Annotated in this window: 18 protein-coding genes; 4 read left to right on the top strand and 14 right to left on the bottom strand. The window is 35.8% G+C overall.

What is annotated here, in order from left to right; translation table 11 throughout:
- Positions 1-220: 220 nt before the first annotated feature.
- The 4 genes from ACZ47Z_RS15290 (at position 221) to ACZ47Z_RS15275 (ending at position 1,408) form a co-directional block, all read left to right on the top strand.
- Positions 221-358: a hypothetical protein gene (locus ACZ47Z_RS15290; protein ID WP_157050615.1), complete on the top strand. Its 138-nt coding sequence runs from the start codon at positions 221-223 to the stop codon at positions 356-358.
- 13 nt (positions 359-371) lie between these two features.
- Entirely contained in the window at positions 372-545 is a 174-nt protein-coding gene (locus ACZ47Z_RS15285) for a hypothetical protein (RefSeq protein ID WP_157050617.1), read from the top strand.
- A gap of 261 nt (positions 546-806) precedes the next feature.
- On the top strand, positions 807-932 hold the full coding sequence (locus ACZ47Z_RS15280) for a hypothetical protein (RefSeq protein WP_278278154.1): 126 nt from the start codon (positions 807-809) through the stop codon (positions 930-932).
- 35 nt (positions 933-967) lie between these two features.
- Positions 968-1,408, top strand: coding sequence for an ImmA/IrrE family metallo-endopeptidase (locus ACZ47Z_RS15275; RefSeq protein ID WP_005423556.1), 441 nt, complete (start codon positions 968-970; stop codon positions 1,406-1,408).
- Positions 1,409-1,465: 57 nt separating this feature from the next.
- On the opposite strand, the gene ACZ47Z_RS15270 is transcribed toward ACZ47Z_RS15275, so the two are convergent.
- The 14 genes from ACZ47Z_RS15270 to ACZ47Z_RS15205 form a co-directional block, all read right to left on the bottom strand.
- On the bottom strand, positions 1,466-2,827 hold the full coding sequence (locus ACZ47Z_RS15270; protein ID WP_055166965.1) for an MATE family efflux transporter: 1,362 nt from the start codon (positions 2,825-2,827) through the stop codon (positions 1,466-1,468).
- 48 nt (positions 2,828-2,875) lie between these two features.
- Positions 2,876-3,448, bottom strand: a complete 573-nt coding sequence (locus ACZ47Z_RS15265; protein ID WP_054754338.1) for a CDP-alcohol phosphatidyltransferase family protein — start codon at positions 3,446-3,448, stop codon at positions 2,876-2,878.
- Positions 3,438-4,502 (bottom strand): FUSC family protein, encoded by a 1,065-nt coding sequence (locus tag ACZ47Z_RS15260; RefSeq protein WP_015527717.1) that lies wholly within the window; start codon positions 4,500-4,502, stop codon positions 3,438-3,440. Before ACZ47Z_RS15260 ends, ACZ47Z_RS15265 begins: the two co-directional genes overlap by 11 nt.
- A gap of 31 nt (positions 4,503-4,533) precedes the next feature.
- Entirely contained in the window at positions 4,534-5,577 is a 1,044-nt protein-coding gene (locus ACZ47Z_RS15255; RefSeq protein ID WP_464525719.1) for a HAMP domain-containing sensor histidine kinase, read from the bottom strand.
- Positions 5,577-6,287, bottom strand: coding sequence for a response regulator transcription factor (locus ACZ47Z_RS15250; RefSeq protein WP_054754342.1), 711 nt, complete (start codon positions 6,285-6,287; stop codon positions 5,577-5,579). The genes ACZ47Z_RS15255 and ACZ47Z_RS15250 overlap by 1 nt, the downstream gene beginning before the upstream one ends.
- Positions 6,266-7,699 carry a phospholipase D family protein gene (locus ACZ47Z_RS15245; RefSeq protein WP_055166961.1) on the bottom strand — a complete coding sequence of 478 codons (1,434 nt, stop codon included), beginning with the start codon at positions 7,697-7,699 and terminating at the stop codon, positions 6,266-6,268. Before ACZ47Z_RS15245 ends, ACZ47Z_RS15250 begins: the two co-directional genes overlap by 22 nt.
- A gap of 174 nt (positions 7,700-7,873) precedes the next feature.
- Positions 7,874-8,131, bottom strand: a complete 258-nt coding sequence (locus ACZ47Z_RS15240) for a helix-turn-helix domain-containing protein (RefSeq protein WP_242950202.1) — start codon at positions 8,129-8,131, stop codon at positions 7,874-7,876.
- A 168-nt stretch (positions 8,132-8,299) separates the two neighbouring features.
- On the bottom strand, positions 8,300-9,664 hold the full coding sequence (locus ACZ47Z_RS15235) for a citrate/2-methylcitrate synthase (RefSeq protein ID WP_172679323.1): 1,365 nt from the start codon (positions 9,662-9,664) through the stop codon (positions 8,300-8,302).
- Positions 9,665-9,918: 254 nt separating this feature from the next.
- The gene (gene cls / locus ACZ47Z_RS15230; protein WP_464525718.1) at positions 9,919-11,478 is read right to left on the bottom strand and encodes a cardiolipin synthase; all 1,560 of its coding nucleotides are present in this window, start codon (positions 11,476-11,478) and stop codon (positions 9,919-9,921) included.
- 35 nt (positions 11,479-11,513) lie between these two features.
- Positions 11,514-12,194, bottom strand: a complete 681-nt coding sequence (locus ACZ47Z_RS15225) for a GTP pyrophosphokinase (RefSeq protein WP_054754346.1) — start codon at positions 12,192-12,194, stop codon at positions 11,514-11,516.
- A 38-nt stretch (positions 12,195-12,232) separates the two neighbouring features.
- Entirely contained in the window at positions 12,233-13,210 is a 978-nt protein-coding gene (gene bsh, locus ACZ47Z_RS15220) for a choloylglycine hydrolase (protein WP_054754348.1), read from the bottom strand.
- A 134-nt stretch (positions 13,211-13,344) separates the two neighbouring features.
- On the bottom strand, positions 13,345-13,749 hold the full coding sequence (locus tag ACZ47Z_RS15215; RefSeq protein WP_055166980.1) for a hypothetical protein: 405 nt from the start codon (positions 13,747-13,749) through the stop codon (positions 13,345-13,347).
- Positions 13,750-13,756: 7 nt separating this feature from the next.
- Positions 13,757-14,053 (bottom strand): hypothetical protein, encoded by a 297-nt coding sequence (locus ACZ47Z_RS15210; RefSeq protein WP_055166957.1) that lies wholly within the window; start codon positions 14,051-14,053, stop codon positions 13,757-13,759.
- Positions 14,054-14,067: 14 nt separating this feature from the next.
- Positions 14,068-14,430, bottom strand: a complete 363-nt coding sequence (locus tag ACZ47Z_RS15205) for a DUF6017 domain-containing protein (RefSeq protein ID WP_147322155.1) — start codon at positions 14,428-14,430, stop codon at positions 14,068-14,070.
- Positions 14,431-14,729 lie beyond the last annotated feature (299 nt).

Raw genomic sequence — 14,729 nt, 5'->3', positions numbered from 1 at the left:
AAATCAATAAGAAGAAACAGGAAACGATAATTTCTGAAGAAATAAAAAAAGAGAGCAAATGAAAAATGTTAAATTCCGTGCTATATTATTAATATGCATAAACTAATGCAATTTGCTTAAAATAACTCAAGTTATCTTGAAATAGCTGTGTTCCTTTTGGGGGAAGCAGCTATTTCAATTAAATTAATGAAATACTGTAATAAGAGATGAGAGGTCAGAGATGAAAAATCAAAATGTAAAAAAAACGGAACTTGAATTATCCGGATTAGATCCTGAAGAACTTGAATTCATGGATATTGAAGAACGTAAGAAAGTATTGAAAGCTGCTGGGCTTGATCCACAAAAGTATGATTTTTGATAGGATGTGAAATATGGGAACTATTGATAGACTTAGACAAATTAAATTAACAAAGAAAAATTGCCAAAAACTATTAGAATTAAACGAAGGGTTTGTTGCAAATACAAAAATTACAATTCTAATAAGGGAGCTTGTAAAAGAGAATACAGCATTTCGAAAGGAAAATTATATATTCATGAGACAATAAAGAAGTCAGCAAATAATTATGAACTATCATGGATTGCAACAGATGAGGAAGTTCACAGATTTTTGCTGAGATATTTGTGGAAATTATCTACGGAGAAATTAGAATAGGCAACCTGAAATCAGTGATGTTGATAGAAATTATGTAAACAATTCAAGTACTTTAATCCTGTAATGTATGGTAACTAATATAACATTTCTTCTATCTAAAAAATAAGTGTATGTTACAATACATTTATAAAATATGTAGGGGGATTCAGAAACTATGAAGGAAGCATTTAAAAAGCATAAAAAAGTTGTCGTATTTGTTGCAGCTATTATAATTATTATCATATGTTGCATTGCTGGTTATATGGAAAAAATCAAATATGAGCAGAAACAAAGAAATTAATCAAGAAATATGGAATCCGAGATCCATTTGAGATCATGGATCAGATGAACATTGTTGTCGGGGAAACTTCCAGATATAAGACACTGAAAGGATACTGTTTTATGAGCTGTAAGACAATCTATGTCATGATCAGCAGTTTCCTTTCAGAAGAAGAAAAGATGATCGTTGCCGCCCATGAATTAGGGCATATCATTCTGCATCGTTCCCAGCTGAAAATGGCTCCGATGCAAGATGATACACTCTACAATATGACGGATAATACAGAATACCAGGCCAATCTGTTTGCTGCCGATCTTCTGATTGATGATGAGGAGATCGAAGATATGGTTCAGAACGAGGACCTGGATTATTTCGGACTCTGCAGCTCTTTGAATGCAACTCCGGAACTCATGAGCTTTAAACTATACAGCCTGACAAAACGAGGCCAAGCTTATCATATGCCGATGGAGATACAGAGTAATTTCCTGGCAAAATAAATACACAAAGATCCTGTTCTTTATAGCATAGTTTGAACAGGATCTTTTTATAATGCTTTATTTTCTATCTAAAATTTTATTAAACCGACTAAAGAACGTTGAAGTTGTTATTATCGCTGCCAAAATATCACTGATTGGCTCAGCCAAAAATACCGCAAATACTTTATTCTGGATAAAATGCGGCAGGATAAAAATCAACGGAATCAACAGAATCAATTTTCTTAAGCAGGCAAGTAATAAACTAACTTTTGCCTGGCCCAATGCCATGAAACTCTGCTGACAAGCAACTTGGAATCCAAGAGAAAAAATACCTGCCATGTAAATTCTTAACGCCCATGCCGTATACGTGATTAATTCTGTATTATTCGAAAAAATACCTGCAAACATCTTCGGAAATAGAAGCATAATCAACCAGAAGCATCCCGTAAAAATTGTACAAACTGTAAATTGAGTAAAAAATGCTTTTTTTACTCGATCTCTATTTCCTGCACCATAGTTATAGCTCATGATTGGCTGTCCACCCTGACAAATTCCCTGTAATGGTAATGTTGCAAGCTGGCTAACACTGGTAATAATTGTCATAGCCCCTACTGCGAGATCTCCGCCATATCTTGACAAACTGGAAGTAAAACTGATAGACAAAATACTTTCCGTAGATAACATGACAAATGTAGATATACCAAGAGCAAGGCATGGTAAGATGATTTCTTTTTGCAGTTTAAAGTTTTCTTTTTTAAGATGCAGAATCGTCTTCTTTCCTGACAAGAAACGAAGGATCCATATTGCCCCTACAGCCTGACTCAAAACAGTTGCGAGTGCAGCTCCCTTTACTCCAAGATGAAATACGAAGATAAAAATCGGATCAAGAATGATATTGATTACAGCACCAATCACTGTTGTCATCATGCTGATCTTTGCAAATCCCTGTGTCGTAATAAATGGATTCATTCCCATCACGATCAAAACAAAAATACTTCCAAGAATATAAATCCTTGCATAATCCACGCCATAAGGAAGTGTCTTATCGCTAGCACCAAACATCGTCAGTAACTGTGGCGCAAAAGTAAAGAATATCACCGTCAAAGCTGCGGCCATAAGCATGAGAATTGCAAAACAGTTTCCAAGAATCTTTTCCGCTGTCTTATTATCTTTCTTTCCCATAGAAATCGCTGCACGCGGTGCACCTCCGGATCCTGCCAGCATGGCGAAGGCATTGATCAGCATGAGAATTGGCGTAAACAATCCAACACCTGTTAATGCTGCGGCACCGACACCTGGAATATGTCCGATATAAATACGGTCAACAATATTATATAAAAGGTTGATGATTTGAGCCACAACAGCAGGTATTGCAAGCTGGGCCAAAAGACGTGGTATTTTTTCTGTTTCCATAGCTTGTGCGTTTGACTTACTGTTCATGTCTGTGTTCTCCTAAATATTTTTCTAGTCATTGCAATATAAAATTGCTTATACAGTCTCTCCCTTAAGAGTCCTGGTATTCTTGATAATGTACAAAACAACTGATACAACCATCATTATAGCACACAAACCAATTAACAGATCTGACACCATTGGTGTAATGTGGAACCATATAATATGTACAGCCACAGTTCCATATAATAAAAAGGTTACTATCTTTCCATGCCAGTCTGCACCATGTACTTTTCCTGTCTTTTGTATCACAAGACATCCACTAACCGCCATATAAAGTTCCTTAACTGCCATTATAACGATCAACGGGAGCATATGTGGAAAGCGAGTAAACAAGCAAATCAACATTGCTGCCTGTGTCAGCTTATCAGCCACCGGATCAAGTATTTTTCCTAAATTACTAATCCTATGGAATCTTCTTGCGATATATCCATCAGCAAGATCCGTAAGACCAGACAGCAATAAGATTTCACCAGCTAACAGAGGATTTTTCTTTACACAATAACTCCGTATAATTACCGGAATCAAACAAAGCCGAAAAAAAGAAAGAAGATTAGGAACCGTAATAATTCTATTCAAATTTTCTTCCTGATTCACTTCACTCTGCATGTACGGTCACCTCACTTACCTTTTTTTTAGACATAAACCAATAAAATATAACACAAAATGCTAAAGCAAACACAACACCAAAAACATTTTGAATCACTCTAAGACTAACCGCTCCTTGTAGACCATAAGTCTCTGCAGCAATGGCTAAAGCACCAAATGTGTTAAATACTGCCTGCCAGCCATATTGTGCTGAAAGTCCTACACCGATTCCACCAAGAATTCCTATATATGCATAGATTGACGAAGGAAGCAGAAAATATAATACTGTAAAACATATAACACCTGCAATATTTCCGACAATCCTTTTACGGACTCTGTAGTGCATATCTTCCATAAACGGCAAAATCGCGGACATGGCCGCAATACCAGCCCACATTGCACGTGGCATATTACAAAGTTCTGCAATGCAAAGGACAATCGGTACGCATAAAATCTGACATATCTGCCATTTTGTTCTGGAAGAAGTGATATCAAATTCTTGTATCAGATCTTTCAGATTTCTTTTATAAGTTCTGTTTTTATGATTTCGATAAAATACGAAGCAGGTAAGTGCTGCACCTAAAGCCATTCCGACTAATCGCATCTGATAGCTTTTTCCCGTAACATCATAACCATATAGCAGCAGATACCCAAGAACCAATGTAGATTGATTAAACATGAATGGATTATGGCATCCGAACAGAATCAACACAGCCAGTGCCGCAATATTTAACAGCATTCCCAATACCGGTGAAAACTGATTTGCTAAATGCGGACATACAGTCATAATTACAAAGAACAAAGCCAAAAGCATCGTAGATTGTCCGGTGTGGATCCCCAGATCCGCATTCCGAAATACCATAAGGCATAATAAAACTACTACACCCACAATACTATTCTCATTTCCAAATAAGATACTGAAAATAGTAACAAATGAAAAACAAAATGCCATTGTAACAGCTATCTTTACCAAATATAGCAGTATATGATATGATTTTTCTTTCACTGTTTCACTCTTTTTCAACAGATTTTTAGAACCTGCCTGATTTAACTGCAATTCCTGATAAAATGTCATGTAATTCCTCCTCTATCTGTTTTTCTTAAACTTATATGGCCTCATCTTTCTGTATTGGAAGCTCTACAACAAATCTGCATCCACCATATTCACGGTTTTCTGCTTTGATTGTTCCTCCGGCACTATCTACAATCCGTTTTACAAGTGCAAGACCTAGGCCATTTCCTTCTGCTTTATGAGATCCATCTACCTGATAGAACTTGTCAAATATTCTGGATTTTACATCATCCTCTATTCCTGGTCCTTCATCTTCCAGAATGAACTTAACAGAATCCTGTTCTTGTTTCAGAAACATCGTAATTGTCCCCTTTGAAGGGCTGAATTTAATCGCATTATCCAAAAGATTTATCCAGATATGCATAAAAAGTCCTTCATTCCCAGTATATTTAACTTCCTCCAATTCTACCTGAAAACCAATTTCTTTTTCTGTCCATTTTGTTTCCAATGAAAGAAATTCCTGGCGGATCTGTTCATCCAGACGATATTCTGTTTTTTTCATTGGTATATTCTGATTCTCTAACTTGGATAACAGCAAAATATTACCAACCAATCCGGAAAGTCTTTGGGTGTTAAATAAGATTTTTTCTACATATTCCTCTTGATCCGAAGACAGTTCTTCTCCCTGAAGCAGCATTGTATATCCTTCAATGGCATTAATCGGGGTCTTAAACTCATGAGAAACATTAGATACAAAATCCATCTGCAGCACCTCTGTTGCACGAAGTTCTTTTGTCATAACGTTAAAACTTTGATAAGATTCTCCAACTTCTGCTATACGGCTGTTCGTTTCCAAATGCTGTTCAAAATCTCCCTGAGAAACTTCCTTCATTGCTTTACTAAGTCTGGTAATTGGTTCCAGTAACTTTGCATTGATAAAGGAAGTGATCAGCCCTGCAATCAATGTATTGAAAATCAAAAGCCAGCCAAGCACAGGTATGCTGCCCGGCAGATTAAAAAAATGATTCAAAAAAGCAAATAATAAAGCAGATATGACTGTTGAAAATACAAGTGCCAGCCAGATTGCACCAGTCAGACAGGATCGGATCCGCAATCCTTTTTCTTTCTTTTGTTCCATTATTTTTTCACCACCTTGTATCCAATTCCACGCATTGTTACGATTTCAAAATCAGGGTTATCTTTAAAACGCTCTCTGATTCTTCCTATATGTACCTCTATCGTATGTGGGTCTGCCTCCGTCTCGTATCCCCATACTTCATCCATCAACTGTTGTTTTGTAAATGTTCTGCCTGGCGAAGCTGCAAGCTTATATAAAAGCAGGAATTCTTTTTTAGGCAAAACAAGACTTTCCTTATCAGTTGTAACCGTCATTGCATCATAATCAAACTCTGTTGAACCGATCACAATTTTGTGTTCATTCAGTATCTGTACACGGCGAAGCAGTGCTCCGACTCTTAAAACCATTTCATTCACATTTACCGGTTTTACCATATAATCGTCACTTCCCGAAAGAAATCCCTGGCGCATATCATCAAAGGAACCTTTCGCAGTGATCATAAGCACTGGTATCTGATATCCTGCTGAACGAAGTTCTGACACCAGTTCATAGCCATCCATAACCGGCATCATAATATCAGAAATGATCAGATCAATATATTCCTTATCCAATACTTCTAATGCCTGTGCTCCATCCGATGCACTTTTGACTTGATATCCATTCTTCTCAAGCACTTTTTGGAATAGCTGGCTTAATTCTTTATCATCTTCTACAATCAATATTTGAAACACGTTTTCCTTCCTCCTTATTAAAACAGATACCTTGCCCATCCAAGCAGATGCTGTACCAAAAATATTTTTCTCTGACGTTTCTTTGTTAATTCGATTGGCTCTACATGATATGGATCACGATAGGTTCCATTTTCCAATACCTGGCGGGACACTCTTTCATATTCCATCATGCCCTCTTCCAACTGTTTATTAATATCTTTACTGCGAATTACAAGCATCAGTTCCGTATCCAGATATGCACTTCTCATGTCCATATTAAAGGAACCGATTACAGACAGATCATCGTCAATCAGAATACTTTTTCCGTGGTATGAATAACCGCCTTCATATTCCCAGATATTAATTCCTGTACTTAAGATTCTATTTCTGTTTTTCGCATAATCGGCAGCCCCAAATGGATTCCCATTATTCGCAACTGAATTTGTCATGATAGAAAAATCTGAAACGTTCTCTGCAATCTCCTCCCATGTATTATACATCATATCATTACAGATAATATATGGCGTGTGGATCTTCACACGATTTTTTGCATTTTTCATCAATTCTCCCAACTGATACCACACTACTGGTTCTTTGGAACCTGTGTGAATAGGATTTGACACTAATGCAATCTTTTCTGTCTCAAAAGTTTCGTCCGTGTAATCGGTATCGCAGATTCTTTCCTTATTCTCTTCAAAATATTTCTGATAGCCGTTCTGCAGCTCTAAAACTGCGTTCTTTACAGATTTTCTATTTGCCAGTTTTTTATTGTCATGAAAATAACCACTGTCTTCTTGTTCCCATATCGTTTCAAAATACTCTAACAACTGGTTAACTGAATTTTCTTTCTCAGGTTCATCGCAAACCACTAACACGTCTCTGTCATAGTTCTTATGTCCCGGAAAATCCCCCAGGAAATAATTGTATGTATTTCTTCCCCCAAGAATATATCTCTTTCCATCTGCAATCAAATATTTATCATGCATTCTACCCATCATTTTCCACGGTTTCAACGGATTGGCCTTATTATATAGTTTAATTTCAACATTCTCATGGGAAGATAATCCATAGAAATACGGATTTCCTTCCATATCAATCCAGCTTTCCATTCCATCTACTAACAGACGAATATGTACACCTCTGTCTGCCGCATCATGCAGTGCTCCTAAGATCAATTTTCCACTTTCATCGGATTGAAATGCAAAAGTAGAAAGAATAATTTCCTTTTTTGCATTCTTAATCAAACGCACTCTTTGTAAAAGCGCTTCTGGATTCTTTTCTATGATTACTGCCCGTTCTGTATTTTCACTGCATTCGTTCCATGACCCATTTTTTGTTTCTTTTTTGGTTGTATTGGACACTTCCGGCTGCTTTTTATATGCAACGCAGATTCCGAGCAATTCATAAAAAGCCACACATAAAAAAATTGCCAGTATAACAAGAAGGATTTTACATATTTTATGCTTTTTCATTGTACATCACCTGATTCCTTTTTATTTCATACTTATACAATACAAAGTCAATCTCAATTTAACCTCAACAAAATTTATTTTTCATAAAAAATATGACCGGCTTCTTTTTAATGAAACAGTCATATTTTTATTCTAATATATGAAGGAGCTTTTCTTACTCCGTTGTATTAATCACTATTTTATTTCTTCCATAAGCTGTCGGATTTTTCTCAATGTACACCGTGTAACTGCCAGGTCATCCTCTTGTATATTCGATATGATTTTTTCATAAGCTTCTATCATTTTTTCTTTCTGACAATTACTTAATTCAATTGCCTTGTTCGTCAAAACAAGGTATGTTCTTTCTTTTTTTTCATCTAATTTCCAGATAATATATCCTTTATTTTCAAGACTTTTTACCATCTTAGATGTTTCTGGAATCGATAATTTCATGTATTCTGCCACTTCTGAAAGATATACTCCTTCATGACAGTCTGATTTTTCAACACATTCCTTTATACTATAAAGAAACAAATAATCTGTTCTTTCAACAAATTCAAATATACTTTCAACATTGATGCTCTTTAAAAAAACTCCTCTGCACTGGTTCCTGCTCCCATATTATCGTTCCTCTCTTTCTATATATTCTTTTTTGCTGACTAGACTCTTATATGCCGGGCGAATGATCTTATCTGTAGTTATCAATTCTTCCAGGCGATGTGCACTCCAACCAGCAATTCTTGCTATCGCAAATAATGGCGTATACAATTCTCTTGGAATATTCAACATGTCATACACAAAACCACTATAGAAATCTATATTAGGACTTACTCCTTTGAATATCTGACGCTGCTTTGCAATCAACTTAGGTGCAATCTTCTCAATATTGTTATAAAGGGTCATATCTTTCTCACGTCCTTTATCCCTTGCGAGTTGTTCTACAAAGCCTTTGAACACCCTTTCTCTCGGATCTGAAATAGAATATACAGCATGTCCCATTCCATAAATAAGTCCTTTCTGATCAAACGCCTCTTTCTTCAAAATCTTACTCAGATATGATGCAATTTCCTCTTCGTCTTCATAATCTTTCACATGACTTTTAATATCATCCATCATATTCATTACCATCAGATTTGCACCGCCATGTTTTTTTCCTTTTAAGGATGACATTGCTGCTGAAATAACAGAATAAGTATCTGAACCTGAAGATGTTACTACCCGTGTAGTGAATGTAGAATTGTTACCACCACCATGTTCCATATGTAACAATAATGCTATATCCAGTACTCTTGCTTCCAGTTCTGTGAATTTTGTATCTGGTCTTAATAGGCGCAGGAAATTTTCAGCAATAGATAAATCTTTTTCAGGTCTATGAATATACATACTTTCGTTTTTTTCATAATGACAATAAGCATGGTATGCATATACTGCTAACATAGGAAATGCTGCGATCAACTGCATACTCTGCCTTAGCACATTCGGAATTTCAAGACTTTCTTTCTCCTTATCGTAAGAGCCCAATGTAAGAATACTTCGAGTCATAGAACCCATAATATCTGATGTAGGTGCTTTCATAATGACATCTCTGGTAAAGTTAGTCGGTAGTTCCATACAATCAGATAGTCTTCCCTGAAATTCCATTAACTGTGTATCAGTTGGCAATTCTCCGAATAAAAGAAGATATGCTCCTTCTTCAAAGACAAACCTTTTTCCTTTACTTCCTGTTACTAAATCTTTTATATTATAACCACGATAAGATAACTCGCCATCACATGGACTCTTTACTCCATCACGATATTCAAAAGCTTTTATATCAGAAATATTTGTAAGCCCCGTCAACACACCTTGGCCTTTTTCATCTCGTAAGCCTCTTTTTACACCATACTCTGAATACAGATTCTTACTAATGCTATCATTTTGTTCACAAAAAATTGCTTGCTGTTTCATATAATTTTCCAAATTGCTCATTTGAATCGCTCCTTTCATTCTGTTACGAACTTACATACTATACTCAGATATTCTTGTTTCCAGAGCATTCAGCATTGTCTGTTCTTTTTCTTATTCTTATTCATTAGCAATACAATACAATGGAAAACTCAATTTAACCTCAACAAGGTTTGTTTTTTCATCCATGCAAAATCTTCTTTGTACAACAGACTGTTAGATATAGCAAAAACGGCCTTTCAAAAACAGTTAACTTCTAAATCAACTGTTTTTTGAAAGGTCGTTTCATCAGATTCTTATAGCAATCCAGCAAATAATCTCATAAATAATTGTCCCAGTCGCAAATATGCACTTCGTCCGGTTTGATATTGGTCTGTCACATCACGACATTCTCCCATCGTTCTTATCAGATCATTTTTTATTTCCACAACTGCCTGACAATCTGCCATAAAACAGCCGTTTTCAAAATGGTGATATAAACTTCGATAATCCAGATTAATTGTTCCACAAGTTGCCATACAGTCATCTGCCACACTCATTTTTGCATGGCAGAAACCAGGAGTCCACTCATAAACACGAACACCATGTTTAACTAATCCATGATAAAAAGAACGAGTTATATTATAAATGAATTTTTTATCAGGGATACCAGGTGTGATAATTCTTACGTCTACCCCTCGCTTAGTAGCCAGACATAACGCATGCGTCATTTCATCTGTTATGATTAGATATGGAGTCATAAACCAACAATATTTTTCAGCTTTATTTATCATACTGATATAAACTTCTTCTCCTACTTGCTCATTATCCATAGGGCTGTCTGCATAAGGTTGAACAAACCCAGTTTGCTGTGCCGCATAATCATAGTGGAAAAGGTATTTACTAAAATCAGAATCATTAGCATCCTTATCACTTACTGCATTCCACATTTCCAAAAATGTCACCGTAAGCGACTGAACAGCATCTCCTTCTAAACGAATACCTGTATCTTTCCACTGTCCATACGGGTGTGTGTAATTAAAATATTCGTTTGCTAGATTATATCCACCTGTAAATCCGACTTTTCCATCAATAACTGTTATTTTTCTATGATCACGATTGTTCAAAAACAGATTTAAACCTGGCATAAACGGATTGAATACACGGCAATGAATTCCTATTGCCTCCATCTTTTTCACAAAATCTGTGTTAATAAAGCCTATAGAACCCATATCATCGTAGAATACTCTAACTTCCACACCTGCTTTTACTCGCTCTTCCAGAACATCTTGAATCTTATGCCATGCTTCAGCGTCTTCTATCGCATGATATTCCATAAAGATAAACTTCTGTGCTTTCTCCAAATCCTTAATCTGTGCCTCTAATCCCTTCACTGCTTCATCAAAATACACAATATCCGTATTCTGATAGATTGGATACTGCGAATTTCTTTGTATGTAACTTGCTATATTTCCTGCTTTCGGAATTGTTTCTTTTATTCTGCTCAAACACTCCTGACTGTCCGGAAGCATTGGTAACAATTTGCTATCAATTTCTGCATATCGCTCACGCATTTTATGTGTGCCACCATTCAAACCAATCAACAAATACAAGCCTACACCCATAATTGGAAAAATTAGAATTAAGATGACCCAAGGCATTTTCATAGAGGATGTCTTATTTGATGCGTACAATCCCAAAACCAAGATCCCACTCAAAATCCTTGTAAATAAATTTATGATTTCTGCATATTCATTCAAGCGTGTTACGATAGTAATAATAAAAATCACTTCCAGAAGAATGCAGATTATGGAAAAACACAGCCGTTTTACCCCATTTTTTGTTTTTGCTTTGCCCTCTAAAGTATCTTGTTTCATATATATTCCACCTTCCTACTTGCTCAGTTTTCTCCCTAAATTTCGTGGAACTTACCAATTTTGTCTTTTATTCTCTGCATTTCATTATCTGCTTCAATGATAGCTCTTGCAGAATGAAGTAATTCTTCACTTATCTCATCATAGCCAGGCATTTCTTCAATTCCTTTTTTATAGCGAAGTTGATGTTCCAATGTTGCCCAGAAATCCATACCATTGGTTCGAATCTGTAATTCTACACGCATAGGTGTTTTACCCTTAGCAAAAAATACTGGTATTTCAACAATCATATGATAGCTTCGATAACCATTCGATTTTGGATTTTTTATATAATCTTTTATTTCAATAACTTTAATATCATCCTGTTGGGTAATCAAATCTGATATCATATAAATATCGTCAATAAACGCACAAACTATTCGAACGCCTGCTACATCATTGAGATATGTCTGTATATTTTTTGTTGTAAATTCATATCCCATCTTCTGCAATTTATCGTAAATACTATTGGGCTGCTTAATTCTTGTTTTTATAAAAGAAATAGGATTTCGATTGTTCTCAACTGAAAATTCATCATCCAAAACCTCAAGTTTAGTTTGTATCTCCCGAATAGCACAACGATACATCATCATTAAATTATAAAATTTTGTAGCATTATTTAAAAACTGTAGTGATTCCGGACTGTTCATCCTGAGTTTTTTTACTTCATCTTTTATCATGGAACTTTCCTTTCTACCTCATCCCTGATTTCAAAACATTATTTATTTTGATAGTTGATTCGTTCTCCTTGAATTACTGGATAACAAATCATTTTATCACTATCCAGATTTTCTACATGCATATCTACTGCACTGATCTGATGGTTTTCATAAGTATTGTAATAATAAATACCTTTTGTAACATTACAACACGACGTATACAATGTGATTTCATATTTTCCATCCGTTACTTCGCAACATCCTCGTTGCTGATCCACAGATCCGAGAATGTGGAAGAATTGGCTAACGCTTTCTTCCTCTGATTCACCTGAAATTGCATTTACCTTTGTAAAAGCTACACGTACAAAGCGTGAGGAAGATGAGAGATCTCCCGGAAGACCTAATCCTCCCATACCTCTACTATATGCATCAAGAGCCAAATTTTCGCAGAAAGTATTTCTGGGCTGTTTAGGAGATAAATACATATAATTATTTAGTTGAAACATCTGCTGTGGAAATGGCGGATTATTCGTAAGCACTCCTACTGGATTGTCATAAATATGCAAACCATCTGACATAGATTCTACCGTAATTGACTCATTCTCATCAGAAATGATCCAGTGTAATTGTGCTAATGGTAATTGCTCGCTGAAAGGAGTATTAACAATATTAATTCGTTCAAGAAGCTCGCGAACTTCAACTAAAGAAGAACACTGACTTAAAATCCACGGAATAAATTCAAACTGTGCAATATTTTCCACATCTGGCTTAATCGCGGCATAAACAGCATTTCCGACAAAATTCAGTCCTGCCATTGCCACTCCTTTTTCATTCATAGCATCATAATACAAAGGATAATCCTCAGCAACATGAGCCATTCCAATAATTGCATAATGATTTTTCATATCGCCAACATGGCGAAAATTAAACGCATAATTACGTGGTGTAATTACTATCTGATCACCATAAGAGAATTCATAATCGAGGGTTCGTCCAAAGTAAAAATCTTTTGTTTTATAAGTTGCTGCTGTACACATGATTGTTTATCCTCCTAAATAGATTGAAATATGTCAATGAGCTTTTTCTTGAACAATATTATAGCACAATTCTTTTATTTTGTTCCAACTTCATACATGATCATAACATGTAAACTTTAAACTATTTTCCTAGATTATTTCTCCATCAGTTTTTCAAACCAGGTATCCATAGCTAGGATGAATTGACCTACGTCTGGCAATTCTTGCAGCATTTCGTTTAGGGTTTTGTGCTTCACATATTTCTGCACATACACCCAACAGGCAACGCTACTGGCTTCTGATACAATGCCAGCTATGGTTTTGCGCATAAGCTCTTCAAATTCAGCAATTTCTTCTTTCGGAACAACATCATACAGTGTTGGTGCCTGATGACTTATTTTTACTCCATTTTCATTTGCATCTTTAAGCAGATTCTTAACTTTTTCTCTTGAATCCTCCGGTACTTTCATGTACTCCCACATAAATGCTACCACATCGGCTGGTGTGTCTTTTTTTAGTGGTGGTAACTGAATATAATCATTGTTTTCGCTCATTTTCATATCCTCCTCACGATATAATAAAATCAATAATACGTTCTCTTGTCATGTCCAGTACAGTGTCCACGAATACTCCTGCAAACAGGATCAGATACAGAATTACACTCAGCGAAAATAGAAATGCAACCTGTACCCAGTCATGATAACAGTATGCAGTCGCTATAATCAGCAAAGTGAATAGAAACCCAAGGATTCCCCTGACAACCGCATAAGTCTGTACTGTCATCTTCACTGCTAGGCCGATCACAAAAAGGATCAGCCATACTGGCAGTAATAATATCTTCCCAGCAAGTTTTAAAATAAACATGTGTACCTCCTATCTTACCAGTCCTGCATATCATGGTTCACCTCTGCCTGGTAATATCCCTGCATGGTTGCCGGAGCATTATACAATGCAGCGAGTAAATATTTCTTAATGTTCTTGATTTCGGTTGTATTTTTCTTCATGCTGGAAATTACATACTGGATATGCATGAAGTTTAGTTTCATGAATCGATTTTTAACAAATTCTGTTGGTAGTTCATTACTGGCAATCACTAACTTTTTTCCAGTGTATGCTACAGTCTCAACAATCAACTCATAGATTCCCTGTACGAGTTGTACTTCGTTTGGGTAACTCTGCAAAAGAACATCATAATCGATATTTTGTTTGACTGTCTCTTCCAAGATAGAATACTGTTCCATCTCATCACATCTGATCTTATCATCTTCTGATTCTTGAGCCACAGATAGGATAAGATTAGATTCTGTATTACTCTTGTAAGTATTATTAGAATGGAAAAGACAAAGGAGCTGGTTACAATTGTATGTACTCAGCTCCTTTGTGTATAATAACACAAGGAATGATTCATCAACCGGTATCCTAAGCTAAAACAAGGAATGAATCCCTATAGGAACATAGAATATTTTGAGAAACGAAAAGAATTCATCAGGAGAAAAAGAAAAATAGCAAAGAATCGAGTTGCCGCTGCTAATCCTACTTA

Source organism: Mediterraneibacter faecis, assembly GCF_055383675.1.
The sequence above is the reverse complement of the archived record's forward strand: the minus strand, read 5'-3'. Positions and strand labels throughout refer to the sequence as shown.